Source organism: Azospirillum rugosum, assembly GCF_017876155.1.
In the GTDB taxonomy this organism is placed as follows: Bacteria; Pseudomonadota; Alphaproteobacteria; order Azospirillales; family Azospirillaceae; genus Azospirillum; species Azospirillum rugosum.
On record NZ_JAGINP010000003.1, the window covers coordinates 1 to 23,597 of the forward strand.

Here is a 23,597-nt window from a genome sequence, read left to right on the forward strand (position 1 = left end):
CCCCTCACCCCCAACCCCTCTCCCCCAAGGGGAGAGGGGCTTTTTCCATGCTGCTCAATGCATTATCGCATCCGCGAGATGTGTGCATACCGTAGCGCGAAGTGGGGGGAGGTCGGGAGGGGGGCCCAACGCAACCACTTCCCACAACCCACTCACCCCCGATGCGCCACATGCAACCCCTTGCCGACCGCGAAGGTCGTGGAGGCGACATCGGGCAACGCCTCCACCGCGGCGATGTAGCCGGCGATCTCCTCGGGATGGGACAGGGCGTTGTCGGCCAGCAGCAGGCAGTCCCGCTCCAGCTTCGGCAGGAGCAAGCGCAGCTGGTCCGGGGCGCTCCAGCGGTCGGCGTCGAAGAAGACGCAGTCGAAGGGGCCGGGCAGGCCGGCCACCACCTCCGTCGCGTCGCCGACCAGCAGGCGGACGCGGTCGGCCAGCCCGGCGCGCTCCAGGTTCGCGCGGGCCTCGGCGCTCTTGGCGGGGTCGCGCTCCACGCTGATCAAAGGCTCCGTGGCGCCGGTCGCGCGCAGGGCGGCGGCGAGCCAGAGGGTGCTGACGCCGTTGGACGTGCCGATCTCCAGCACGCGCCGACGCCGCCCGCTGCGCACCAGGACATGCACAAGCTCCGCCGTTTCCCGTTCCAGGTTCAGCATCTTGCGGGCGCGGTCGCCCTCGCGGCTGTCGTTCTCGCGGCCAAAGCTTTCCAGGTCGCGCAGCACGCGGTCGACGGCGGCATCCACCAGCATGGGTCGGGCTCCTCGGTGTGGGTGGAACGGTGCGGATGGGCTCGACTGTGCACCGGTGACATGTTACCGTCAATGGTAACATTGCATGGGGAAGAGCATGACCGTCCGGACGCGCCGCCCGAACCTGGGGGAGGAGGCCTACGACCGCCTGCGCGCGCTGCTGCTGGACGGCGGCCGGTACGCGCCGGGCGACAAGGTCAACGTGATCGCGGTGGCTCAGGAACTTGGGGTCAGCCGCTCGCCGGTGTGGGACGCCATCGCCCGGCTGGAATCGGAAGGGCTGCTGGAGGTCGTGCCGCGCCACGGCGTCTTCCTCGTGCGCTTCGACGCGCGCCGGCTGGCCGAGCTGTATGAAACCCGCGAAGCTCTGGAGGGCATGGCCGCGCGCCTCGCGGCGGAGCGGGCCGGGCTGGCGGATGTGGCGGAGTTGGAGCGGTCGCTGGCGGCGCAGCAGGCCCGCCTGGATGCGGGTGATACCGCCGGCTACGCCGACGCGGCGCTGGCCTTCCATCAGGCCGTGCTGCGCATCGCCGGCAACGAGACCATCGCGCGCATGCTGGACGCGCTCTACGCGCAGACGCGGACCATGTGCCGCGGCCTTCCGACGAGGCCGGGGGAGCTGCCCGCGCGGCGCGACGATCATGCGCATCTGGTCGCCGCCATCCGCGACCGCGACATGGACCGCGCCGAGGCGGTGGCGCGCGTCCATGTGCGGAGCTTGGCGCTCGCCGCGCGTTGCTTCCCTGGGAAGCCGGCATCGCAGGGAGACGCGCCGTGAACCCGCGCGTCGGCGGGCCGGTCGCTTACGCCGCCTGGTTCAGCTGCTGAAGCCTCTGCGGGTCGATGCGCAGGCGGGTGGCGAGGTACTGCAGGTAGGAGCGCTCCGTCTCCGAATTGCGGTCCACCGCCATCATGGACGCCAAGTAGACCTGCTCCGCCGTCTGCGGGTCGCGGACGGCCTGGACGAGGCTGTCGAGCGACTGCGGCCGATCCAATTCCTGCTCGACCACCCGACGCTCCTCCTGGCCGGCGCCGGCCTCGTCGAGCGCGGACAGGACGCGCCCGCGCTCCTCGGCGGTGATCGTACCGTCGGCGTTGGCGGCGGCGATCATGGCGCGGATCAGCAGCAGGGCGTGCTGGTCCTCCATCGCCAGGGCCGGGTAGGCCCCCTCGCCGGCCGGGGCGGGCTGGGCCGCTTCCGGCTGCGGCGCGCGGGGCTGGAGCACCTGCGACAGCCGGTCGCCGAGGGAGCCCCCACTGGCGCCGGCCGCGCCGCCGAAGATGCTGCCCAGGATGCCGCCGCCGGACGAGCCGCCCCACAGGCTGCCGCCCGACGGGGCTCCGCTGGCGGGCGTTTCCGTCGGCCGCCCGGAGTCCGGACGCATGTTCTGCTGGCGCTCCTGGAAGGCGCGGTAGGCGATGTAGGCCAGCGCGCCGAGCCCGGCGACGGACCCGACGCCCATGCCGCCACGTGTGTGTCCGGCGGAGGCGGCGCCCATCGGCCCGGCGCCCAGGCCGCCCGTGTTGTTCAGGCCAGTGTTGTTCAGGATGGAGCCCATGCGTTCCATCCCCATGCCGCTGCGCCCGCCCATGCCGGTCGCGAGCATGGTGCCGAGAAGTTTCTGGAGGTCGGCCATTCGTCGTCTCCCCACGGTTCGATGTTGCCTTGCGCAAGCGACAACAGGCGGGGAGGGCGGGTGTTCGACGGCCAAGCCGCCGTTTACGGCAAAAGCCTCCGGAAATTCAGGCAGAACGCCCGCCTGTACCGACGGGCATCGCCGGGCGGCTTAAGCGCAGCGGTTGACTTCGATGCTGAGGTGCCGGATGCCGAGTGCGGCCGGGATGCGCGCGCGGTAATGCTCCGGCGGCTGCGGGTCGTGGGTGACCAGACTGACGATGGCGGCGTTGACGCCCGGTCCGATGGACCAGACATGCAGGTCCGCCACGCGGTCGTCCCCGCGCTCGATGGCGGCGCGGATGCCCTCGCGCACGCTGTCCGGCGCCTGATGGTCGAGCAGGACGCGGCTGGTCGAGCCGATCAGCCCGCGCGACCAGTTCGCCACCATCACCGCCCCGACCACGCCCATCACCGGGTCGAGCCACGTCGCCCCCGAATATTTGGCGCCGAGCAGGGCCGCGATCGCCAGGACGGAGGTTAGCGCGTCCGCCAGCACATGCAGGTAGGCGGAGCGCAGGTTATGGTCCTCATGCGCATGGTGGCCGTGCCCGTGATGATCGTGTTCATGATGATCATGGGAATGTCCGTGGTCATGCCCATGCCCATGCCCATGCCCATGCCCGTGCCCACCCAGGACCAGGACGCTCGCGGCGTTCACGACGAGGCCGAGGATGGCGACGAGGATCGCCTCGTCGTAGGCGATGGGGCCGGGGGTGATCAGGCGCGCGACGCTCTCCCACCCCATGCCCAGGGCGACGACGGCCAGGAGCAGCGCGCCGGTGAAGCCGCCCAGCGCGTTGACCTTGCCGGTCCCGAAGCTGAATCGGGGGTCGTGGGCGTGGCGGCGGGCGTACATGTAGGCGAAGGCGGCGATGCCCAGCGCCAGCACGTGCGAGGCCATGTGGACACCGTCGGCCAGCAGGGCCATGGAGCCGGTCCACAGGCCGGCCGCGACCTCCACCACCATGGTGGCGGCGGTCAGCGCGACGACGACCAGGGTGCGGCGCTCGGCCGCGTTGGCTTTCTCCTGCCCGAAGGCGTGGTCGTGCCTCCAGCGGTCCAGCGAATGGGTGTGCATGAAAACCTGTTCCGGTCAGAGCAGCGTGTGTTCGACCAGAATCTTGGCACCGATGGCGATCAAGCCAAGCCCGCCCGCCAATTCCGAGCGGCGGCCGAGCAGCGGGCCGGCGGCGCGGCCCAGCAGAACCCCGCCGAAGCCCATCAGGAAGGTGACGCCGCCGATCAGGGTCGCGGTCACGGCGATGTCGACGTCGGCCATGGCAAGGCCGACCCCGACCGCGCTGGCGTCGATGCTCGTCGCCACGGCCATGGTCAGCAGGGCCAGCCAGCCCGACCGGGTCGCCGCCGCCTCGTCGTCGTCCTCGCCCTTGACGGCGTTGCGGACCATCGATCCGCCGATCAGCAGCAGCAGGCCGAAGGCGATCCAGTGGTCGACCGCCTGCACCATGTCGGCGAAGGTAGCACCCACGCCCCAGCCGATGGCGGCCATGCCCAGTTGGCAGGCCCCGAAGGTGACGCCGACGCGGATCGCCTCGGTCACGCCCGGGCGCTTCTGCGCCGCGCCGCGGCCGAGCGCCGCGGCGAAGCTGTCCATGGAAAGGCTGACGGCGAGCGCGAGGGAGGTCATGCCGAACATGGGACCAACTCCGGCCAAACGATCACGACAGCGCGCCCGCCCCCGTTTGGCCTTCGGGTCGCAGCCGCACCATCGGTCTTGCCGGACTGGCCGGATCCGAAGTCCGGCTGCCGCACGCACCACGGGGGAAGCCCCCGAGTCTGTTGGCACGCGCCCCTCTCCACGGAGGGTGGCTACTCCCCAATGACGGCGCGGACCCTACAGCGGCCGGTTCGGAACGTCAATCTATATGAACAGCTGTTCATACGTTTTGAATCGCTCTAAATCTCCCGCCTATCGTCGGCGGTGGTCACGGTCGCGCCGGAGGGCGTCCTGCTCGTCCTGCGACTGGCGGCGCTGGCGGATGCGGTCCTCCTGCCATTCCCAAAAACCAGCGCCGATGTCGTCCACCTCGCCCCAGCCGCGGGCGGGCCGGGTGCGGACCAGGAACGGGTCGCCGGCCCCGGCGATGGGGCCGAGCGCGGTGCGGTCGTCCCGGTCGGGCGACAGGTTGTTGCTGTAATGCGGGCCGCCGTAGGCGTCCCGGTAAGTGTCGTAGGGGGTGTAGCCCTGGGCGGACGCCGCGGCCAAAAACAGCACGGGAAACAGCACGGCGAGCGTCCCGACCAGGGCGGTACGGCGAACCGGCATGGCCGCTGCCTCCTCGCAGGGGTTTTCCCAACGGAATACGAACAGCCTGCGCCCGCCGCCCGTGCGATGAGCAGATGCAGGAGGGGAGGGTTCTGGTGCAAAAGGAGGGCGGCGGTCATGCCGCGTCCTGGTCCGGAGACATAAGCCCGTGTTTCGAAGCCCGCGTTCCCTGCTGGTCCTGTTCGCCGTCTTCTGCGTCGCGGCCCTGATCCTGTTCGGCCGGACCCCGTCCGACGATGTCGGCCGCGCGGTGGACGGCCGGGGCTTCCTCGCCGTCTGCGAGGCCAGTCCCTTCGCGTCGGGCAACGGATCGGACGTGGCCGAGGCGGCACGGCTGTGCTCCTGCGTCCTGGCTTGGCATCTGCGGGAGGGGGAGCGGACCGGCTATCCGCTGCCGGCGGCGCTCTACCGCAGCAACCCGACGGCCGCGGCGACCGGGGAGGTCAGCAGCCTGGCCCGGATGGTGGACACGAAGGCGCGCGAGGCCTGCCGGTCGGGGCGCAGGACCCAATGACTGTGCGAATGCCCATGGTCACGGACGCGTGAAGGGCCCTTCCGATCGGGCACCGGCGCACCCATCCTTTTCGGCCATGAGCACGCCCGACACTCGGAACCCCTGCATCAAGGTCTGCCGATTCGATTCGGCGGGCACCTGCCTCGGCTGCCTGCGGACGCGCAGCGAGGTGAAGCATTGGAAGCGCTTTTCCGACGAGGCGAAGGCCGCCATCAACGGGCGCCTGCGGGCGCTCGGCGTCGATGACCCGCGGGCCGGCCGCAAGAAGACGGCCAAGCGCCTGAAGAAGCTCGACAAGAAGATCCGCAAGCTGGAAGCCAAGCTCGGCGCGCTGCGGGCGGAGCGGGCGGATTTGGCCCCGCCTCCGGCCCCTTCATCGGCGTTGGACGCGGCGGATTGACGGTCGCCGGTCAGACCGGGCAGACCGCCTCGACGATGCGGCACACGTCGCCGGCGGTTTTCGGCGCGAATCGGGCCAGCAGACCGCTGCGCAATTCCGGGATCAGCAGCGACAGCGGGCGGTCGCCCGGCGGGCTCAGGTCGTGCTCCAGATCGCAGACGCTGACGTAATCCAGCCCCTTCAGCGCGACGAGGAGCGACTGCCGCCCCTCCGCGTCCACCTCGTGCGCGATGGCCCGCCCGTTGGCGGTGGCGTAGACGGCCGCCTGCTCCTGCGTGTAGCGGGAGATCGGCAGCAGGCGCAGCGCCGGGTGGCTGCCCAGCACGGTGGCGACGAGGGAATTGAGGCCGGAGGAGAGGCTCGACATGGGGTCCAAGGCGTCTGTCGTTCGGTCCCCATCCTACCACAAGGCCGGGCCTGCGACGCCATGCCATCCGCCATCGCAAAATGATCACGCGGACCAACAGGCAAAAAAGCCGGGAAACGTCCCAAAACGGAAAAGGGGCCGGCAGCGCAGGCTGCCGACCCCCGATCCCGACGGAATGACGCGGTGCGTCAGGCCGCCGACGACAGGTGCGTGTCGTGGTGCAGCGCCAGCAGGTGCGCCGCGTCCATCCCGTGGTCGTAGGACTCGGCCGAGGTGACCTGCGTGTCCACCGCGGCGATCGCCGGATGCTCCACATTCTGCACGGCGACGTGGGTCCACACGTCCGTCTGGTCGCCCAGCGACTGGGCCGTGGCCGTGCCGGCGGTGGTGGCCGACGCCGGGAACCAGCTCTTGTCCGCGCTGACCACCAGCGTGCCGTTCCACCACATCCCGGACTGGCCCTTCACCACATCCTGACCGTCCAGCGCGCCCTTGTCGTAGGACACGTTGGCGTCCGTGGCGTTGGAGGCATGGCCGTTGATCGTCACCTTGTTGACCGTCAGGTTGCGGTCCTGGCCGTTCACGGTGCCGTCGTTGTCGTACTGCACCTGCACCTTGTGCGCCTGGCCGGCGGCCAGATCGGTCTTGAAGGTGTAGTCCTTGGCCGTCGTGCCGGCGACACCCTCGCCAACCTTCTTGCCGTCGACCAGCAGGTTGAAGTGGGCGTTCACGCCGCCCGCCGCGTTGCCCGACGCGTTCACCGTGATGGTGGAGTTGCCGGCCGTCGGGGCGGTGCCGCCCGCCGGGAAGAAGGACTTGTCGGCGCTGACGGCCAGCGTGCCGTTCCACCACATCCCGGACTGGCCCTTCACCACGTCCTGGCCGTCCAGCGCGCCCTTGTCGTAGGACACGATGCTATCGGTCGGGTTCACGGCGTGGCCGTTGATGGTGATCTTGTTGACGTACAGGTTGCGGTCCTGGCCGTTCACGGTGCCGTCGTTGTCGTACTGCACCTGGACCTTGTGCGCCTGGCCGGCGGCCAGGTCGGTCTTGAAGGTGTAGTCCTTGGCCGTCGTGCCGGCGACGCCCTCGCCGACCTTCTTGCCGTCGACCAGCAGGTTGAAGTGGGCGTTCACGCCGCCCGCCGCGTTGCCCGACGCGTTCACCGTGATGGTCGAGCTGCCCGCAGTGGGGGAGGTCGGCGTGGTGGGCGTGGTCGGGGTGGTCGGCGTGGTCGGGCTGTTGCCGCCGCTGGTCGAAGACTTGTACTCGTAGGCGCCGATGTCCACGGCCCCCTCGCGCGACGCGCCGCTCATGTCGGTGGTCGGGGCGTTGGCCGAGGTGCCGGCGTTGATGGCCGGCGAACCCGCCGCGAGGTGGTAGTCGCCGCCGCCGTCGGCCACGTACTTCACGAACTTCGGGTCGGCCGCGATGGTGCCGGTCGCCTTCAGGCCGTTCTGCAGGCGGAAGTCCGTGCTGTTGTCGTACACGAGATTGTTCGTGTAGGTGTTGTGCGTACCGGTGGTGCCGCCTTCCGCCACGCCGTAGGCGCGGTTGTCGTAGACGATGTTGTTGGCGAACTTGATGTTGTCGGCCGCACCACTGTAGGTGTAGTGCTCGTCCGCGCCGATCCACGCGCCCATGTAGTTGTTGAACGCCGTGTTGTTCACGATCGTCAGGTTATGGGCATCGTGCCACAGGTGGATGCCGACGCCCGCGTTGTCGTAGACGAGGTTGTTGGCGATGGTGCCCGTGGAGCTGTGATAGATCGCGTGCACGAGGCTGCTGTTCGTCCCGGACGGGCCGACGTTGTACACCTCGTTGTTCTGGATCGTCATGTTGGTGCCGCCGCGGTAGCTGTCCGCGTAGATGCCGGCGCCACCGGTGCCGCTCAGGTTGTTCCCGATGTCGTGCACCTTCGAGTTCTCGATCACCGAGTTGCTGCCGGTGGTGTAGAGCCCGATGCGGAAGGACGAACCGGACACCTCGAAGCCGTCGATGGTGACGTTGGAGCCGCTGTTGCTCCAGGCCATGTCGGCGCCGCCCGACGGGGCGACGATCTTGGCGCCGTACTTGGTGTCGGAGACGTAGGTCACGCCGTTGGCCGAGGTCGAGAAGCCGCCCTGGTAGGTGCCCGGCGCCACATGCACCGTGGTGCCGTTGCCGGCCGCCTGCGAGGCCTTCGCGATGGTGCGGAAGGGCGAATCCTTGGTGCCGTTGCCGGAGTCCGAGCCCGAGGTCGAAACGTAAAGATCAGCCATGGTCAAACCAGTCCTTCTGATTCATTCGCTTTGCGAAAATTTTGAAGCCGCATGTGTCAGGGCGTGGCCGGTTCTGGACGTCCCAAGCTGGACGTCCCAAGCTGGACGTCCCAAGCTGGACGTCCTTGCCGGTCCCCGGCCCTTGCGGGGCGCGGTCATTCGCGCGTATTCCCGCGGCCCTGGCCTTGCGGGTATCGATTTTTCCCTGTCCGTCCTGTCGGTGCGCAACGGTTCGGCAGGCGGCCCGGATCATGGGCAGCGCGTGCGCGCCGTCGGCGTCACGCCCGGCGAACGGACATCGTCAAGGGAAGGGCTAGGATGGAATTTCGGTTCCGGTCGCCATTGCCGGGAACTCCTGTCTGCTGTCCCAAAAGGGGCTGCCGCGCCGATGCACCGTTCGTCTTGCCGGCTGCGGCAAGGGCAAGAACGGTGCTGCCCGGTGTGACCCCATTCGTGAAACCAGCATAGACCGACCCGTTGGGGCGAAAGTCGGTCATGTTTGTGTATAATTTTTGGGATCCGGAAGGTATTTTGCCCGGCGTGCCGGCCGCGACACACCCAAAAATGCCACAACGGGGCACGTTTGGCGCACCATCAGCCGCTCCTGCATCAGGCCCTTCACGCTCAGAACTGGGTGGCGGGTTCCTCCGGCGGGTTCGCCGCCGTGCGCGCCCTCGGCTGGGCGGAATGCGGCCCGGCCGGCCAGCCGAGCGCCTGGACGACCCGGCGGGCGGTGTCCGGATCGGGGAAACAGGCCAGGACGGAGATGCGGCCGTCCGGAAGGAAGCGGAAGCGCAGCCGGGGCGGGGCGGCGTCAAGCTCCTCCACCCGGCACCAGAGCTTGGCCAGAGCGCTCTCCGCCTCGGTCACGGAGATTCCCCGCAGACTGATCCTGACCATGCCACCCCCTCCCTGATCGTGGCTCCCGTCCCTTTTCATCGTTCGTCGCGGCCATCTCCGTGGCCTGGCGTTTCGGCACGAACCGGCGTGCTCATTCCGTGGTCAAGCGGAAGGCGCCGCCGAAAAAATCATCGCCGTTTTCCGCAGCAGGATGGAAAACGGGCCGGATTGATCACCGGCGATACTGTGGCCGCAAGTCAAGCAGCCGACACTCCACGGCTTCGGTCGATGCCGACGGCACATAAGTCTGCGTTGCCCGCAGGGCGTTGGACCGCAACAGTGGCGTGACAGTAAAAACAGGACGATGTTCGAAGCGATTTTCGGCCGATTTCGTAGCGTCCATCGCAGGCGTCCTCGCCAACGTTGCACGGCGTACCCATCTCCGGCGCAAACCCGCATCAGACGCCGGACTTCTGCACGTGAGATCGTTTTTTGCCCACCGAGTGGACGATGTTGTCTGTGTGATGCATAAAAAAGCGTCACGCATCATCGCCAAAGCGCGCGGCATCTGACAATTGGCCTTTCGTAACCAACGCTTTTTCATCCGATTGCTTGGAGTGGCTATGCGATTGCGCCGGATGCAACGCTTCGGTGCCATACGAAAACGCGATCGGCGGGCGCCAACTCAACGGAGACCTGCGATTTATCCCGAACTCGGCCGCTTCGGCGGAATGGGCGCCGTCGCGCCGACCGGAGGCCCGCGATGCGAGAAGGCCCCGATGTCCACCGCCCCGTCCCGCGGAACGCCGTCCCGGTCCGTCGGCGGGGCCGCGGCGGCGGTGCCGGTCCCGATCGCGGGGGATCCCGGGCCCGGACGGTAGTCGCCGCCGCCATCCCGCGCGTAGTGCCGGAAACCGGGATCGGCGGCGATGGTTCCGGTCGCCGTCAGGCCGTTCTGCAGCCGGATGTCAGTGCCGTTCCCGTAGACGAGGTTCGTCATGTAGCGGTTGTTCCTGCCGGTTTCCCCGCCTTCCACGATGCCGTAGCCGCGGTTGTCGAAGACGATGTTGTTGGCGAAGGTGATGTTGTCGGCCGGTCCCCGGTGGCGATAATGCTCGTTCGCCCCGATCCAGGCGCCGATGTGGTTCTGGAACAGGGTGTTGTTGACGATCACGAGGTCGCGCGCGTCGTGCCACAGGTGGATGCCGGCGCCGGCGTTGTTGTGGGCGAGGTTGTTGGCGATCAGGCCGGTCGTGCTGTGATAGAGGCCGTGCACCAGCCGGCTCTTCGTGTTGGGCGGGCCGATCCGGAAGACCTCGTTGTTGCGCAAGGTGATGTTCGTGCCGCCGTAATAGCCGTCGCCGTAGATGCCGGCCCCACCGCGGCCGTTCAGGAAGGTGCCGATGTCGTGCACCTTCGCGTTCTGCACGACCGAATCGCTGCCGGTCGTGTAGAGCCCGATGCGGAAGGTCGATCCCGACACCGCGAACCCGTCGATGACGACACCGGCGCCGCGGTTGTCCCAAGCGATGTCTGGGGCGATGTCGGCGCCGCCCGGCGGCGGCTCGATCCGCGCCCCCCACGGGACGTCGGACCGGTAGGTCACGCCGTCGGCCGTGGTCTTGAAGCCGCCGGGGTAGAGGCCCGGCGCCACATGGACCGTCATCCCCGGCCGCGCCGCCGCCGCCGCCTTCGCGATGGAGCGGAAGGGAGCCTCCCGCGTTCCGGGATTGCCGTCCGACCCCTCGTCATCCACGAACAGGTCGCCCGCCGCCCTGCCGTCCGAGGGCAGGGCGATCGCCAATCCCAGGACCGACAGGGCGACCAGAAGGGAACGGCGGCTCGGCGTCAGGCTCATCATGCGCCGGCCCTCAGTTCGTGTAGTATTTGCGGAAGCCTGGAGAAAAGACCTCCGAGTCGGAGTAGCCGTAGACGCTGTACTTGCGCCCGTCCACCTGCGACAGGACGATGCCGTCCACCGGGACGTTGTCGTCGGACAGGCGTTGCAGGGCCGTCGCCAGTGTGGAGGAGTGGGTGGACCGCCAGCGGACGATCATCAGCGTCCGGTCGACCAGCCGCGCCAGGATGTTGGAGTCGTAGACCGCCAGCACCGGCGGCGAGTCGATGATGACGTTGTCGTAGTGGAGCGCCAGTTCCCCGACCAGATCCTGCATCCGGCGCGATTGCAGCACGTCGGACGACGCGCCCCGGGCGTGGCCGGCGGCGATCACGTGCGTGCCGGTGGCCTCGTCGCGCTGGATCACATCCTCCAGCCCAAGCCCCTCCTCGATGCATTCGGCGAGGCCTGGCCCGCGCTGGAGCCCGAAGATGCGGTGGAGCATCGGCGCGCGCAGGTCGGCGTCCAGGATGATCGTCCGCCGGCCGGACAGCGACAGCATGCGGGCGAGGGAGGAGGCGGTGCTGCTCTTCCCCTCGCCGGACACGGCCGAGGTGATCAGCATGACCTTGGCCGAGGCCGGCCCGCACGCGCCCGACCGCAGGGCGATGGTGCGCAGATGCTCCTGGAAGGAGGTGTCGCCGCCGTTCAGCACCTCGGCGGCCGGCGGACCGCGCCGGCCCCTGGAGCCTGTGCGTCGGCGGATCACCGGCAGCGTGCCGATGACGCGCAGCGGGGTCATGCGGCGCAGCTGCGACGTGCTCTGGATCGTGTTGTCGGCGCGCTCCAGCATCACGGCCAGGATGCCGCCGCCGCCCGCGGCCATGATCACGGCGGTCGCCATGATTGCCAGGGTCGGCGGGTAGCTGGCGCGGCGCGGCACCACCGCCTGGGACAGCACTTCCGTATCGGCGCCGCGGTTCCTCAGATAGTCGATCTGCGCGTTGACGCTGTTGAGACGCGCGGTCAGCTGCGGCATCAGCGCCCGCTTGGCCTCCACCTCGCGCTCCATGACGCCGACGTCCACCTGCGCGGCGTTGGCCTTGGCCATCTGGTCCTTCAACTGGTCCACCTGGCGATGCAGCCCTTCCTCGGTCGCCTTGCCGATGGCGACGGCGTTCAGCCGCGCGGTCTGGATCTTGTTCATCTCCTCGGCCAGCTTGGCGCGGATGTCGCGCAGCTCCTGCCGGGCAGCCTGCATCTGCGGGTGGTTTTCCTGGTAGCGCAGCGCCAGCTGCCCGGCGCGCGCGGTCGCCACGGCCTGCGCCTCCTGCAGGCGCTGGATCAGGGATGAGCCGAGCACCTGAGCCGCCGCCTGCAGATCGCCGGCGTTGCGCAGCTGCTGCGCCTCGGCGAACTGCGCCTCCGCCCGCACGCGTTCGGCGGTGGCCGCCATCAGCTGGCGGCTCAGCTCGGCCAGCCGCTCCTCCAGCGCGCGGGTGCCGTTGGCGGACAGGCCGAGCGACAGCTTCCGCTCGTCGACCTTGCGTTCCGAATCCTGGATGTCGTGGTTCAGCGCCGCGATTTCCTGCGTCAGGCTGGCGACGAGCGCTTCCGCCCCGGCCAGGTCGCGGGCCCGTTTCCGGTCGATGAAGGCTTCCGCGATGGTGTTGGCGATCAGGGTCGAGCGCTGCGCGTCCTCCGAATAGAAGCGGATGCCCACGACTCGCGAGGCGTCGGCGGAGGAGGTCTCCAAACGGCGCTGGAAGCGCTCGATCACCTCGTTGCGGATGCGGTCGGGCGTCCAGTCCTCCGGCTGCTTCTGTGTCAGGGCGGCGATGGGGGCGGCGAGCGCATCGGGAAGGGGTTCCGCCCAGGACGCGATCGTCGTGCGCGCCGTGTCCGCAAGCCGATCGAGCTGCGAGGGCGGCCGCAGGGCGGGGTTGAATTCCGCCAGCTGGTCGAGCTGCAGGCGGTTCACCACGGCGTCGGCCAGCTCGCGGGAGCGGATCACGGCGATCTCGTTCTTGCGCGCCGTCTCCTCCGACGGAAGCATCGTCCCGATCTGGGTCGGCGTGCCCATCGGCGTCAGCTCGCGCGGCTTGAACATGATGCCGGCCTCCGCCTCATAGAGCGGCGTCATGAGCCGGGTCGCCAGGAAAGCCAGCAGGGCGACGCCCGCGACCACGAGGGCGATCAGCCCCTTCCGGCGTTTCAGCGCCGCCACGGTGTCGATCTCGCCGCCCCCGCCACCCGAGCCGTCGGCATCCTGGACCACATAGGGCGCCGGATCGCGGACGCCTGCGGGCACGATCTCGAACTGATCCATTGGCTTCCTCTTTCCCCGTCATGGAAGGCACGGTGCCGGCCGTCGTCTTTTCTTATCGATGAAATCGCGCGCACTCGGGCGGGCGCCGATCTGATTCCACGTTTGCGCCGGTTTTCGGAGAGTAAGACGCAAGAAAATGAACCGAAAGCGAAAAAAGAGGTTACATCCGGGACGCAACGCCGCCCTAAAGCGTGGTATGGCGCGGTCACGGGGAGCGGCCTCCTGCCACTTTCTTTCCGCGTTCTGCACTGCGAAAACGCGACCCATCCCTCATCCTAACGCGCCTTATGCTTACATCCAGCGAGCGTGTTTACACCACCCGTTATCGATAGCATAAGAAAGCAAGACGGCAAGACGCCCCGTGGCGTCGCCGGGGCGTGGCATCGCCGCCCCGACCATATGCGGCTCTCTCCCGGACGGGTCGCTCACGACAACGACCGGATCACGGCACAGGAGGAGGGGAGGAATGAAGGGTGTCATTCAATGCGGTGGCAAGGGAATGCGGCTGCGACCCTACACCATGGTCCTGCCGAAGCCTCTCATGCCCGTTGGATCGAAGCCGGTCCTGGAATTGCTGCTGAAGTGGCTGCGCCGCAACGGCGTGCAGGAGGTGTTCATCACCACCGGCTACCTGGGCCACCTGATCCGCACGGTCTGCGGCGACGGGCGGCAGTGGGGCCTGCGCATCCGCTACACCGAGGAGTTGGAACCGCTCGGCACCGTCGGCGCGCTCCGCCTGCTGCGGGAAGAGCTGGACGAGACCTTCCTGGTCATCAACGGCGACGTGCTGACCGACCTGAACATCGCGGCATTGGCCGACTTCCACCGCCGGCAGGAAACGATGCTGACCATCGCCACGGCCAGCCGGACCATCCAGACCGACTTCGGCATCATCGAGGAAAAGGGCAACCGCGTCGTCCGCTTCCAGGAAAAGCCCACCCTGACCCACCTCGTCAGCATGGGCGTCTACTGCATGGAGCCGGACATCCTGTCCTACATCCCGGACGGGGTCGCCTTCGGCTTCGACAACCTGATGCACGCCATGCTGGCCGCGCAGGAATCGGTCAGCACCTTCCAGCACGGCGGCCTGTGGCTCGACATCGGGCGGGTCGAGGACTTCCAGAAGGTGCAGGAGATGGCCTGGGACGAGCAGTGGCCGGCGGCCTACGAGACGCGCGTGGTCGCGTGATGGCCGATCCACTCATGCCTGTACTGAATTCTGCTGGCCTGCGGAGAAGACCATCATGCTTCTGGTAGCCGAGCCGACCCTCGGTGAGGAGGAAAAGGCCGCCCTTGCGGCCGTCATCGACAGCGGCTGGATCACCATGGGCGACCGGGTGGCCGCGTTCGAGAAGGCGTTCGCCGCCGCGCACGGTGTGGCCGACGCCGTGGCCGTCGGGTCCTGCACCGCGGGCCTTCACCTCGTCCTGGAAAGCCTCGGCATCGGGCCGGGCGACGAGGTGCTGGTGCCCGCGATGACCTTCGTCGCCACCGCCAACGCCGTGCTGCACGCCGGTGCGACGCCGGTCTTCGTGGACATCGAGGCGCTCGACCGGCCGCTGATGGCGCCGGACGACGCCAAGGACAAACTCACCGCCCGCACCAGGGCGGTGATCCTGGTGGACTACGCCGGCACGTTGCCTGATCCCGACCTGTGGCGGGCCTTCGCCGCCGCGCACGGCCTGCGCTTGATCGAGGACGCCGCGCACGCCGCCGGGGCCGAGGGCGCCGGGGCGATCGGCGATGCCGGCGTTTTCAGCTTCTACGGCAACAAGAACATGACGACCGCCGAGGGCGGCATGGTCTTCGCCCGCGACCCGGCTGTGCTGGAACGAATCCGCCGGCTGCGCGGGCACGGCATGACCAGCAGCACCCGCCAGCGCCTGAGCGGGCACGCGCAGGGCTACGACGTCACGATGCTCGGCTACAACCACCGGATGGACGAACTGCGCGCCGCGGTCGGCCTGGTCCAGCTCGCCAAGCTGCCGGCATGGAACGCCAAAAGGCGGGCGCTCACCGAGGCCTACCGGCAGCGGTTGCGGCGCGCGTGCCCGGACGTGCTCGTACCCTTCGCCGACAATCAACCGTCCTCCAACCACATCCTGCCGGTCCTTCTGCCGGAAGGCGCCGACCGGGAGACGGTGATGGACGCCCTGCGCGCGGACGGCATCCAGACCAGCGTCCATTACGCGCCGGTGCATCTCTTCACACTCTACCGGGAGCGCTGCCCGGACGTCGCGCTGCCGCTGACCGAGGAATTCGCCCGGCGCGAGCTGACCCTGCCCCTGCACCCGAAGATGGAGGACGCGCAGGTGGACACGGTGGTGCAGGCGCTGGCCGATGCGCTGTCCAGGGCGGACGTCCGCGGCGTGGCGGAACTGGAGGGGTCGGAATGACCAGCGAGTCCCAATTCCGCGAAGGGCCGGCCGCCGCCCTCAGCCCGGAGGCGGCCGTGCGCCGGGTGTTCGACATCATCACGGCGCTGGCCGGCATCCTCTGCTTCCTGCCGGTCCTGATCCCGGTCATCATCGCCATCAAGCTCGACTCGCCCGGCCCGATTTTCTTTTCGCAGCCGCGGCTGGGGCAGCATGGCCGTCTTTTCCGCCTCTACAAGTTCCGGAAGTTCCGCGACGGCTCCGGCGGGCGGGCGGTGACGCTGAAGAACGACGAGCGCATGACCCGTGTCGGTCGCTTTCTGGAGCGTACGAAGATCGACGAGGTCCCCCAGCTCTGGAACGTGCTGAAAGGGGACATGGCGATCGTCGGGCCGCGGCCGGAGACGCTGGACTTCGCCGACTGCTTCCAGGGCGGCTTCCGCGCCGTGCTCGACCACCGGCCGGGCATCTTCGGCCCCAACCAGGTGTATTTCCGCAACGAGGGCGCGCTGTTCCCCGCCAAGGCGGATCCGCACGAATTCTACGTCACCGTCCTGTTCCCGGCGAAGGCGCGGGCCGACCTGCATTATTTCCCGCGGCGCACCCTCGCGCAGGACGCCCTGTGGGTGGTTCGCGGCCTCCTGGCGGTCTTCGGCCTGGGCCTGCCCGCGGGATCCCCGCTGGAACGCTTCCGCATGCCGGAGGGGCGCATGCCGGAAAACCGGGCGTCCATTCGGGACTAGCCCCACGCGGGCCCGGGCCACTCCTTTTCCTTCCGACCCCGGCCCCGTCAATAAGATAAGATAGTGGCGCGATCGAAAGCGCCGAAAAACAAAAACGCAACCAGCGCCGCCGGCGCGCCCGGCGGACCGCAGCGCAGGAAACGTCACATGCACCAGATCGACAGCACAGCGTTGAAGGCGCTTGACGACGGGGCGGCCGCAAGGCTGATCGCCGATCCCGCGACATCCAGCCGGCCGGCCCACGCCGGACGCCCGGATGTCGGGGCGTTGCTGGCGCGCTTCCAGGAGCGGACCGCGACCGTGGCGGTGGTCGGCCTCGGCTATGTCGGACTGCCCCTGTCGCTCGCCGCCTGCGAGGCCGGCTTCCACGTGCTGGGCTACGACATCGACGCCGCGACGGTGGCCCGCCTGAACGCCGGGCGCAGCCCGCTCAGCCACATCGGCGACGACCGCATCGGCCAGGTGGTTGCCGACGCCCGCTTTGCCGCGTCGGTGGACAGCGCCTGCTTCGAACAGGCGGACGCGATCCTCATCTGCGTGCCGACCCCGCTCGGCCCCCACCACGAGCCCGACCTGTCCTTCGTCGAGGAAACCACGCGGGTCATCGCGGGGCATCTCCGCCCCGGCCAGCTGGTCGTTCTGGAATCGACGACCTACCCGGGCACCACGCGCGAGGTGATGCGGCCGATCCTGGAGGCCGGCGGCCTGCGCTCCGGCGAGGACTTCTTCCTGGCATATTCGCCGGAGCGCGAGGATCCCGGCAACGCCCAGTTCGAGACGGCGCGCATCCCCAAGGTGGTGTCCGGCGACGGGGAGGCGGCGCTGGCGCTCGCCACCGCGCTCTACGACCAGTTCGTCAAGACGGTGCCGGTGTCCTCGCCGGAAACGGCGGAGGCGGTGAAGCTGACGGAAAACATCTTCCGCTCCGTCAACATCGCGCTCGTGAACGAGCTGAAGATCGTCTACGACCGCATGGGCATCGACATCTGGGAGGTGATCGAGGCCGCCAAGACGAAGCCCTTCGGCTACATGCCCTTCTACCCGGGCCCGGGTTTGGGCGGGCACTGCATTCCGATCGATCCCTTCTACCTGACCTGGAAGGCGCGGGAGCTGGGTGTGGCCACCCACTTCATCGAGCTGGCGGGCGAGGTCAACAACGGCATGCCCGCCTACGTGCTCAACCGCACCCGCGACGAGCTCGACCGGCGCTTCCGCAAGGGCCTGTCCGGCGCGCGCATCCTGGTGATGGGCATCGCCTACAAGAAGAACGTCTCCGACATGCGCGAAAGCCCGGCCCTGACGGTCATGGAGCTGTTCGACCGCGCCGGCGCGAAGGTCGACTACCACGACCCCTATTTCGCGGTCATCCCGCCGACGCGCCAGCACGCGTCGCTCGCCGGCAAGGCGTGCATCCCGTTCGAGGATTACGCGCTCGCCCGCTACGACGCGGCGGTGATCGTCACCGATCACGACAACGTCGACTACCTCAAGCTCCTGCGCTTTTCCAAGCTGGTGATCGACACCCGCAACACCATCGGCGCGCTGGGGCTCCTTTCCGATTTCGCGAACGTGGTGGCCAAGGCATGACGATCATCACAAAAGAAACTGAAAAAGACGACGCTCCCAAGAGCGACGTCGATCCGACGCCGGTACCCACGGTGCGCGTCGCCGTGGTGGGCTGCGGCTACTGGGGCATCAACCTGGTCCGCAACTTCCACGCGCTGGGCGCGCTGGCAGCCATCTCCGAGGCCTCGCCGACCCGAGCGGAGGAGCTGTCCCGGCAGTTCGAGGTTCCGGCCCTGCCGTTCGAGGCGGTGCTGGCCGACCCGGCCATCCACGCGGTGGTGCTCGCCACCCCGGCCGAGACGCACGCAGCGCTGGCGATCCGCGCCATCGAAGCCGGCAAGCACGTCTTCGTGGAAAAGCCGCTGGCGCTGGCCGAGGCGGACGCGGCGAGGGTGCGCCGGGCGGCCGACGCGCACGGGCGCGTCGTGATGGTCGGGCATCTCCTGCAATACCATCCCGCCTTCCTGCGGCTGAAGCAGATGGTGGCGGAAGGGCGGCTCGGCCGGCTGCGCTATGTCTATTCGAACCGGCTGAACCTCGGCAAGTTCCGCAACACCGAGAATGTGTTCTGGAGCTTCGCGCCCCACGACATCTCCATGATCCTGGCGCTGACCGGCGGCCCGCCGGACCGCGTCCAGGCGGTCGGCCACAGCTTCCTCTACACGGGCATCGCCGACCTGACGACCACGCACATGACCTTCCGCAACGGGATCAGCGGGCACATCCACGTGTCCTGGCTGCACCCTTTCAAGGAGCAGAAGCTGGTCGTGGTCGGCGACGCGGGCATGGCGGTGTTCAATGACGCCGAGCCCTGGGGCAGCAAGCTGATGCTCTACCCGCACAAGGTGGACTGGCGCGACGGCATGCCCTCGCCCAACCGGGCCGACGCCGTGCCCATCGAGGTTCTGCCGGCCGAGCCGCTGCGGCTGGAGTGCCTGCACTTCCTCGACTGCGTACGCGACGGCAAGCGGCCGCGCACCGACGTGACCGAGGGAATCGGCGTGCTGGCGGTGCTGGAAGCCGCCCAGCAATCGATGAAGTCCGGCGCGCCGGTGGACCTCGCCGTGGCGGAGCCGGTGGCGGCACCTCCGCCGGCCCCCTACACCGCGCACCCCACCGCCTGCATCGACGACGGGGCGGCGATCGGCGCCGGCACGAAGATCTGGCACTTCAGCCACATTCTGAAGAACACGGTGATCGGCCGCGACTGCACCATCGGGCAGAATGTGGTGATCGGCCCCAACGTGACGGTCGGCGACCGCTGCAAGATCCAGAACAACGTCAGCCTCTACGCCGGCGTCACGCTGGAGGACGGTGTCTTCTGCGGCCCGTCCTGCGTCTTCACCAACGTCAACAACCCCCGCGCCGAGGTCGAGCGCAAGGACGAGTTCCGCCCGACCCCCGTCGGCCGCGGCGCCACCATCGGCGCCAACGCCACCATCGTCTGCGGCCACAGCCTGGGCGCCTACAGCTTCGTCGCGGCCGGCGCCGTGGTCACCAAGGACGTGCCGCCGCACGCGCTCGTCGCCGGCAACCCCGCCCGCCGCATCGGCTGGATGAGCCACGCCGGCGAGAAGCTGGGCCCCGACCTCGTCTGCCCGCGCACCGGCACCCGCTACTGCCTCGACGGCCCGGACCGCCTGGTGGAAGCCGTCGAGGAAGCGCAGATCGCGTGATGGCCAATCAACCCTCTCCCGCCTCCGGCGGGAGAGGGAGGGGCCCGCGAAGCGGGAGGGTGAGGGCAAGGTCATCCCGAAAAACCAAGCCCTCACCCTCCCACCGCTTCGCGTCGGGCCCCTCCCTCTCCCGGCAGGGCCGGGAGAGGGGAACAGCGAAAGACCCAAAAGGAAAAACAAGGATGACCGACACCACGTCCCTGCGGCGCCCGATCGCCTTCATCGATCTGGTCGAGCAGCAGAAGCGCATCCGCCCGAAGCTGGACGCCGCCCTCGCGCGCGTGCTCGACCACGGCGCCTACATCATGGGGCCGGAGGTGGCCGAGCTGGAACGCCGGCTCTCCGCCTTCTGCGGCGCCCGCCACACCGTATCCTGCGCCAACGGGACCGACGCCATCGTCATGGCGCTGATGGCCAAGGGGCTGAAGCCCGGCGAGGCCGTCATCGTCCCCAGCTTCACCTTCTGCGCGACCGCCGAGGCGGTCAGCCTGCTGGGCGGCGTGCCCATCTTCGCCGACGTGCGGGAGGACACCTTCAACCTCGACCCCGACAGCCTGAAGGCCGCCGTCCTGACCGCGCGGGAGCAGGGCCTGCCGCTGGCCGGCGTCATCACCGTGGACCTGTTCGGCCAGCCCGCCGACTACGACGCCATCGAGCCGATCGTGCGCGAGAACGGGCTGTGGCTGATCTGCGACGCGGCGCAGGCCTTCGGCGCGATCTACCGCGGGCGCCACGTCGGCACCATCGGCGACGTCACCACCACCAGCTTCTTCCCGGCCAAGCCGCTGGGCTGCTACGGCGACGGCGGGGCGGTCTTCACCGACGACGACGAGACGGCGGCCGTCCTGAAGTCGCTGCGCGTGCACGGGCAGGGCACCGACAAGTACGACAACGTCCGCCTCGGCCTGAACGGCCGCATGGACACCCTCCAGGCGGCCATCCTGATCGAGAAGCTGGAGCTGTTCGCCGGGGAGCTGGAGGCCCGCGCGCGGGTCGCCGACCGCTACGACGCCCTGCTGCCGTCGGATCTGGCGCGGCCCGTCCTGCTGCCCGGCTGCACGTCGGCCTGGGCGCAATACACGCTGCGCACCGGCTCGCGCGACGCGGTGATGGCGCGGCTGAAAGAGCATGGCGTGCCGTCGGCGGTCTACTACGCCCGCCCGCTGCACCGCCAGGGCGCCTACCGGCACTACCCCGTTGCGGGAGGCGCTCTCCCCGTCACCGACCGGCTGATGGACACGGTGCTGAGCCTGCCCATGCACCCGTATCTCGCCGAGGAGGACCAGCGCCACATCGCCGACAGCCTGCTGTCGGGCCTCGGGGCCGTGCAGGCCGCGGCGGAATGAGCAGGCTGGCGCAGGCGGCCGAAGGCTTCCGGGACGGCGTGCGGCATCACGGCACGTTCTTCCGGCGGGTCTCGGCCGACGTGTTGCGCATCGCGGGCGCGGTGGGGCTGGCGCAGGCGCTGGTCTTCGCCGCCTCCCCGCTGCTGACCCGCCTCTACGACCCGGCGGCCTTCGGCCACTTCACGATCCTGGGCGCCATCGTCACCATCCTGACGCCGCTGGCCTCGCTGCGCTACGGCTGGGCGCTGCCGCTGCCGAAAGACGAGGAGACGGCGATCGACCTGCTGGCGCTGTGCCTGGTGGTGACGGTTGCCGTGCCGGTGCTGGTCGGGCTGGTGGGCGCGCTCGCCGTGGCACTGCCTCAGCACTGGGTGGAGATCCGGCTCGCCGATGCCCTGCTGCTCGCCGCGGCGCTCCTGATCGTCGGGCTGAACGAGGTCGTGACCAGCTGGCTGATCCGCAACCAGGCCTTTCCGCAGGTGGCCGGGCAGCGCTTCGTCACCCTGCTGGGCACCGCGGTGTGCCAGCTGGCGGTCGCGGCGGTGAAGCCGGACGCCGACGGGCTGATGCTCGGCTTCATCGGCGGCTACGCCCTCGGCTTGGTCCGGGCGGCGACCCAGTGCCGGCCCGATCTGGAGCGCAGCGTCAAGGCCATGACCCTGCACCGCCTGCGCCGTGTCGCGGCCGAATACCGCCAATTCGCGCTGCTGACGGCCCCCTCCGGCGTGATCAACGGGGTGGGGCGGCAGCTTCCGAACGTGGTCCTGCCGTCGCTCTACGGGCTTGCCATGGCCGGGCAATGGTCGCTGGCGCACCGAGTGCTGTGGCAGCCCTCGGCCCTGCTGGGGCAGGCGGCCAACCAGGTCCTGTGGGGCAACGCGGCGCGGCTCCAGACGGAGAATCCGCGGCGGCTCTGGCTGCTGTTCCTGGTCTTCAACGCCGGCCTGTTCGCGCTGATGACGCCCGGCCTGATCCTGACCGCCTTTGGTCCGGAGATCTTCGGCTTCGTGTTCGGCGCGGGGTGGGAGGAGGCTGGGCGCTACGCCGGGATCATCGTCCTGTCCAGCATCGTCGGCGTCGCCGCGCAGGCGACCTCCTGCCTGCACCTCTACGGCCTGAACCGCTGGATGTCGGCGTGGGAGGTCGGCCGGCTGCTGACCGTGGCTGGCGCCATGCTGGCGGTTTGGTGGCTGGGCTTGTCGGCACTCGGCGCCGTCATCGCCATGACCGCCGCCTTCGCCCTGTCGGACGCCGCGCTGCTGGCCCTCAACACCATCGCCGTCTGGCGAATCCGCCGGGCGGAGGGGCGCCGGCTTGAGAAGAGCCGGCCTGAGCCGGCATCCACCATCGCACCGAGGTCGCCGGGATGAACATTCTGCTGATCAACCACTATGCGGGTTCGGACCTGATGGGCATGGAGTACCGGCCCTTCTACCTGGCCCGCGAATGGGTGGCCGACGGGCACAAGGTCACCATCGTGGGGGCGAGCTTCTCCCACCTGCGCAACAAACAGCCGGTCGCCGACACCGACCTCGCCGTGACGGAGGAGGACGGGGTCCGCTTCCGCTGGCTGCGGACCCGGCCCTACCAGGGCAACGGGGTGGACCGGATCGTCAACATCCTGACCTTCGTGTCGAAGCTGACCGCCTATGCCGGCCGCATCGCGCGGGAGGAGCGGCCGGACGTGGTCATCTGCTCCTCCACCTACCCGCTGGACATCTACCCGGGGGAGCGGATCGCCCGCATGGTCGGGGCGCGGCTGGTGTTCGAGGTGCACGACCTGTGGCCGCTGACGCCCATGCTGCTCGGCGGCTATTCGCCGAACCACCCCTACATCCGCCTGTTGCAGCATGCGGAGGACCGGGCCTACCGGAACGCCGACACCGTCATCTCCATCCTGCCGAACGTCTGCGACTATATGGCCGAACGCGGCATGGACCTGCGCAAGTTCGTGCACGTCCCGAACGGCATCCCGGTCGCCGCCTTCCAGAAGGCCGTGGCGGGCGAACTGTCTGAGGCGGTCGCCGCCCGCATCGCGGCGGAGCGTGCCCGCGGGCGCTTCCTGATGGGCTATGCCGGCGGAATCAACATGGCCGACGCGATCGGGACGGTGCTGGACGCCGCCGCGCTGCTGAAGGACGAGCCGGTGTCCTTCATCCTGGCCGGGGGCGGGCAGGGGGCCGACGAGTTCCGCGCCCGGGTGGAGGCGACGGGGCTGGACAACTTCCACCTCGTCGGCGTCATCCCGAAGCCGACGGTGCAGGACTTCCTGCAACGGATGGACGCGCTGGTCGTGTCCTGGCCCAAGAGCCCGCTGTACCGGTTCGGCGTGTCGCCCAACAAGATGTTCGACTACATGCTGGCCGGCCGCCCGGTCGTCCAGTGCAGCAACGCCAGCAACGACCTCGCCCGCGAGGGAGCCTGCGGCTTCACCGTGCCGCCGGAAGACCCCGACGCGCTCGCCGACGTCATCCGCCAGCTGGTCCACATGGATCCTGCCGAACGCGCGGCACTCGGCCAGAACGGGCGGCGCTTCGTGCAGGAGAACCACGACTACCGCGTCCTGGCGTCGCGCTTCATCGCCGCCGCCGCGGCGACCTGAGGCCACGGCCCGGTCGCCAGTAAGATTTTG

General features: G+C 69.1%; 21 protein-coding genes and 1 riboswitch. Of the genes, 11 read left to right on the forward strand and 10 right to left on the reverse strand.

Annotated features, from left to right (window positions below; all coding sequences use genetic code 11):
* Window positions 1–152: 152 nt before the first annotated feature.
* A complete protein-coding gene (locus tag J2851_RS04990) occupies window positions 153–746 on the reverse strand; it encodes an O-methyltransferase (RefSeq protein WP_209764672.1) in 594 nt (197 codons plus the stop codon).
* 97 nt (window positions 747–843) lie between these two features.
* On the opposite strand from J2851_RS04990, the gene J2851_RS04995 reads away from it, so the two are divergent.
* Entirely contained in the window at window positions 844–1,524 is a 681-nt protein-coding gene (locus J2851_RS04995) for a GntR family transcriptional regulator (RefSeq protein ID WP_209764673.1), read from the forward strand.
* 25 nt (window positions 1,525–1,549) lie between these two features.
* Here the strand turns inward: J2851_RS04995 and J2851_RS05000 are convergent, their stop codons facing one another.
* From J2851_RS05000 to J2851_RS05015, 4 genes are all read right to left on the reverse strand, one after another.
* Complete coding sequence (locus J2851_RS05000; protein WP_209764674.1) at window positions 1,550–2,383, reverse strand: tellurite resistance TerB family protein; 834 nt, start codon at window positions 2,381–2,383, stop codon at window positions 1,550–1,552.
* 150 nt (window positions 2,384–2,533) lie between these two features.
* The gene (gene dmeF / locus J2851_RS05005) at window positions 2,534–3,502 is read right to left on the reverse strand and encodes a CDF family Co(II)/Ni(II) efflux transporter DmeF (protein ID WP_209764675.1); all 969 of its coding nucleotides are present in this window, start codon (window positions 3,500–3,502) and stop codon (window positions 2,534–2,536) included.
* A 15-nt stretch (window positions 3,503–3,517) separates the two neighbouring features.
* The gene (locus J2851_RS05010) at window positions 3,518–4,081 is read right to left on the reverse strand and encodes a manganese efflux pump MntP (protein WP_209764677.1); all 564 of its coding nucleotides are present in this window, start codon (window positions 4,079–4,081) and stop codon (window positions 3,518–3,520) included.
* A gap of 60 nt (window positions 4,082–4,141) precedes the next feature.
* A riboswitch (yybP-ykoY riboswitch) is annotated at window positions 4,142–4,275 on the reverse strand.
* 79 nt (window positions 4,276–4,354) lie between these two features.
* Window positions 4,355–4,711: a hypothetical protein gene (locus J2851_RS05015; RefSeq protein WP_209764679.1), complete on the reverse strand. Its 357-nt coding sequence runs from the start codon at window positions 4,709–4,711 to the stop codon at window positions 4,355–4,357.
* A 148-nt stretch (window positions 4,712–4,859) separates the two neighbouring features.
* Here J2851_RS05015 and J2851_RS05020 point away from each other — a divergent pair, with 148 nt between their 5' ends.
* Both J2851_RS05020 and J2851_RS05025 read left to right on the forward strand, forming a co-directional pair.
* Window positions 4,860–5,225: a hypothetical protein gene (locus J2851_RS05020; RefSeq protein ID WP_209764680.1), complete on the forward strand. Its 366-nt coding sequence runs from the start codon at window positions 4,860–4,862 to the stop codon at window positions 5,223–5,225.
* Window positions 5,226–5,301: 76 nt separating this feature from the next.
* The gene (locus J2851_RS05025; RefSeq protein WP_209764681.1) at window positions 5,302–5,625 is read left to right on the forward strand and encodes a DUF1289 domain-containing protein; all 324 of its coding nucleotides are present in this window, start codon (window positions 5,302–5,304) and stop codon (window positions 5,623–5,625) included.
* A gap of 10 nt (window positions 5,626–5,635) precedes the next feature.
* Here J2851_RS05025 and J2851_RS05030 read toward each other — a convergent pair whose 3' ends face one another.
* The 5 genes from J2851_RS05030 to J2851_RS05050 form a co-directional block, all read right to left on the reverse strand.
* On the reverse strand, window positions 5,636–5,992 hold the full coding sequence (locus J2851_RS05030) for a hypothetical protein (protein WP_209764682.1): 357 nt from the start codon (window positions 5,990–5,992) through the stop codon (window positions 5,636–5,638).
* A gap of 188 nt (window positions 5,993–6,180) precedes the next feature.
* Complete coding sequence (locus tag J2851_RS05035; RefSeq protein WP_209764683.1) at window positions 6,181–8,253, reverse strand: carbohydrate-binding domain-containing protein; 2,073 nt, start codon at window positions 8,251–8,253, stop codon at window positions 6,181–6,183.
* Between the two features lie 624 nt (window positions 8,254–8,877).
* The gene (locus tag J2851_RS05040; protein WP_209764684.1) at window positions 8,878–9,153 is read right to left on the reverse strand and encodes a hypothetical protein; all 276 of its coding nucleotides are present in this window, start codon (window positions 9,151–9,153) and stop codon (window positions 8,878–8,880) included.
* Window positions 9,154–9,796: 643 nt separating this feature from the next.
* Window positions 9,797–10,954 carry a right-handed parallel beta-helix repeat-containing protein gene (locus tag J2851_RS05045; RefSeq protein ID WP_209764685.1) on the reverse strand — a complete coding sequence of 386 codons (1,158 nt, stop codon included), beginning with the start codon at window positions 10,952–10,954 and terminating at the stop codon, window positions 9,797–9,799.
* A 10-nt stretch (window positions 10,955–10,964) separates the two neighbouring features.
* Window positions 10,965–13,259 carry a GumC family protein gene (locus tag J2851_RS05050; RefSeq protein WP_209764686.1) on the reverse strand — a complete coding sequence of 765 codons (2,295 nt, stop codon included), beginning with the start codon at window positions 13,257–13,259 and terminating at the stop codon, window positions 10,965–10,967.
* Between the two features lie 466 nt (window positions 13,260–13,725).
* Between J2851_RS05050 and J2851_RS05055 the strand changes: the two genes are divergently transcribed.
* From J2851_RS05055 to J2851_RS05090, 8 genes are all read left to right on the forward strand, one after another.
* Entirely contained in the window at window positions 13,726–14,448 is a 723-nt protein-coding gene (locus tag J2851_RS05055) for a nucleotidyltransferase family protein (protein ID WP_209764687.1), read from the forward strand.
* Window positions 14,449–14,503: 55 nt separating this feature from the next.
* On the forward strand, window positions 14,504–15,655 hold the full coding sequence (locus J2851_RS05060; RefSeq protein WP_209764688.1) for a DegT/DnrJ/EryC1/StrS family aminotransferase: 1,152 nt from the start codon (window positions 14,504–14,506) through the stop codon (window positions 15,653–15,655).
* Window positions 15,652–16,377 (forward strand): sugar transferase, encoded by a 726-nt coding sequence (locus J2851_RS05065; RefSeq protein WP_209764689.1) that lies wholly within the window; start codon window positions 15,652–15,654, stop codon window positions 16,375–16,377. The genes J2851_RS05060 and J2851_RS05065 overlap by 4 nt, the downstream gene beginning before the upstream one ends.
* Before the next feature lie 147 nt (window positions 16,378–16,524).
* Window positions 16,525–17,964 carry a nucleotide sugar dehydrogenase gene (locus J2851_RS05070; protein ID WP_209764690.1) on the forward strand — a complete coding sequence of 480 codons (1,440 nt, stop codon included), beginning with the start codon at window positions 16,525–16,527 and terminating at the stop codon, window positions 17,962–17,964.
* Window positions 17,961–19,619, forward strand: coding sequence for a Gfo/Idh/MocA family oxidoreductase (locus tag J2851_RS36240; RefSeq protein ID WP_209764691.1), 1,659 nt, complete (start codon window positions 17,961–17,963; stop codon window positions 19,617–19,619). Before J2851_RS05070 ends, J2851_RS36240 begins: the two co-directional genes overlap by 4 nt.
* Window positions 19,620–19,801: 182 nt before the next feature.
* Complete coding sequence (locus tag J2851_RS05080; RefSeq protein WP_209764692.1) at window positions 19,802–20,965, forward strand: DegT/DnrJ/EryC1/StrS family aminotransferase; 1,164 nt, start codon at window positions 19,802–19,804, stop codon at window positions 20,963–20,965.
* The gene (locus tag J2851_RS05085) at window positions 20,962–22,335 is read left to right on the forward strand and encodes a lipopolysaccharide biosynthesis protein (protein ID WP_209764693.1); all 1,374 of its coding nucleotides are present in this window, start codon (window positions 20,962–20,964) and stop codon (window positions 22,333–22,335) included. The genes J2851_RS05080 and J2851_RS05085 overlap by 4 nt, the downstream gene beginning before the upstream one ends.
* A complete protein-coding gene (locus J2851_RS05090) occupies window positions 22,332–23,567 on the forward strand; it encodes a glycosyltransferase family 4 protein (RefSeq protein WP_209764695.1) in 1,236 nt (411 codons plus the stop codon). Before J2851_RS05085 ends, J2851_RS05090 begins: the two co-directional genes overlap by 4 nt.
* Window positions 23,568–23,597 lie beyond the last annotated feature (30 nt).

Coding starts and splice junctions, on each gene's coding strand:
- J2851_RS05060 (WP_209764688.1), top strand. CDS start 14,504: ATGCTTCTGGTAGCCGAGCCGACCCTCGGTGAGGAGGAAAAGGCCGCC.
- J2851_RS05000 (WP_209764674.1), bottom strand. CDS start 2,383: ATGGCCGACCTCCAGAAACTTCTCGGCACCATGCTCGCGACCGGCATG.
- dmeF (WP_209764675.1), bottom strand. CDS start 3,502: ATGCACACCCATTCGCTGGACCGCTGGAGGCACGACCACGCCTTCGGG.
- J2851_RS05055 (WP_209764687.1), top strand. CDS start 13,726: ATGAAGGGTGTCATTCAATGCGGTGGCAAGGGAATGCGGCTGCGACCC.
- J2851_RS05035 (WP_209764683.1), bottom strand. CDS start 8,253: ATGGCTGATCTTTACGTTTCGACCTCGGGCTCGGACTCCGGCAACGGC.
- J2851_RS05070 (WP_209764690.1), top strand. CDS start 16,525: ATGCACCAGATCGACAGCACAGCGTTGAAGGCGCTTGACGACGGGGCG.
- J2851_RS05080 (WP_209764692.1), top strand. CDS start 19,802: ATGACCGACACCACGTCCCTGCGGCGCCCGATCGCCTTCATCGATCTG.
- J2851_RS05040 (WP_209764684.1), bottom strand. CDS start 9,153: ATGGTCAGGATCAGTCTGCGGGGAATCTCCGTGACCGAGGCGGAGAGC.
- J2851_RS05025 (WP_209764681.1), top strand. CDS start 5,302: ATGAGCACGCCCGACACTCGGAACCCCTGCATCAAGGTCTGCCGATTC.
- J2851_RS36240 (WP_209764691.1), top strand. CDS start 17,961: ATGACGATCATCACAAAAGAAACTGAAAAAGACGACGCTCCCAAGAGC.
- J2851_RS05050 (WP_209764686.1), bottom strand. CDS start 13,259: ATGGATCAGTTCGAGATCGTGCCCGCAGGCGTCCGCGATCCGGCGCCC.
- J2851_RS04995 (WP_209764673.1), top strand. CDS start 844: ATGACCGTCCGGACGCGCCGCCCGAACCTGGGGGAGGAGGCCTACGAC.
- J2851_RS05090 (WP_209764695.1), top strand. CDS start 22,332: ATGAACATTCTGCTGATCAACCACTATGCGGGTTCGGACCTGATGGGC.
- J2851_RS05085 (WP_209764693.1), top strand. CDS start 20,962: ATGAGCAGGCTGGCGCAGGCGGCCGAAGGCTTCCGGGACGGCGTGCGG.
- J2851_RS05045 (WP_209764685.1), bottom strand. CDS start 10,954: ATGATGAGCCTGACGCCGAGCCGCCGTTCCCTTCTGGTCGCCCTGTCG.
- J2851_RS05015 (WP_209764679.1), bottom strand. CDS start 4,711: ATGCCGGTTCGCCGTACCGCCCTGGTCGGGACGCTCGCCGTGCTGTTT.
- J2851_RS05030 (WP_209764682.1), bottom strand. CDS start 5,992: ATGTCGAGCCTCTCCTCCGGCCTCAATTCCCTCGTCGCCACCGTGCTG.
- J2851_RS05010 (WP_209764677.1), bottom strand. CDS start 4,081: ATGTTCGGCATGACCTCCCTCGCGCTCGCCGTCAGCCTTTCCATGGAC.
- J2851_RS05065 (WP_209764689.1), top strand. CDS start 15,652: ATGACCAGCGAGTCCCAATTCCGCGAAGGGCCGGCCGCCGCCCTCAGC.
- J2851_RS04990 (WP_209764672.1), bottom strand. CDS start 746: ATGCTGGTGGATGCCGCCGTCGACCGCGTGCTGCGCGACCTGGAAAGC.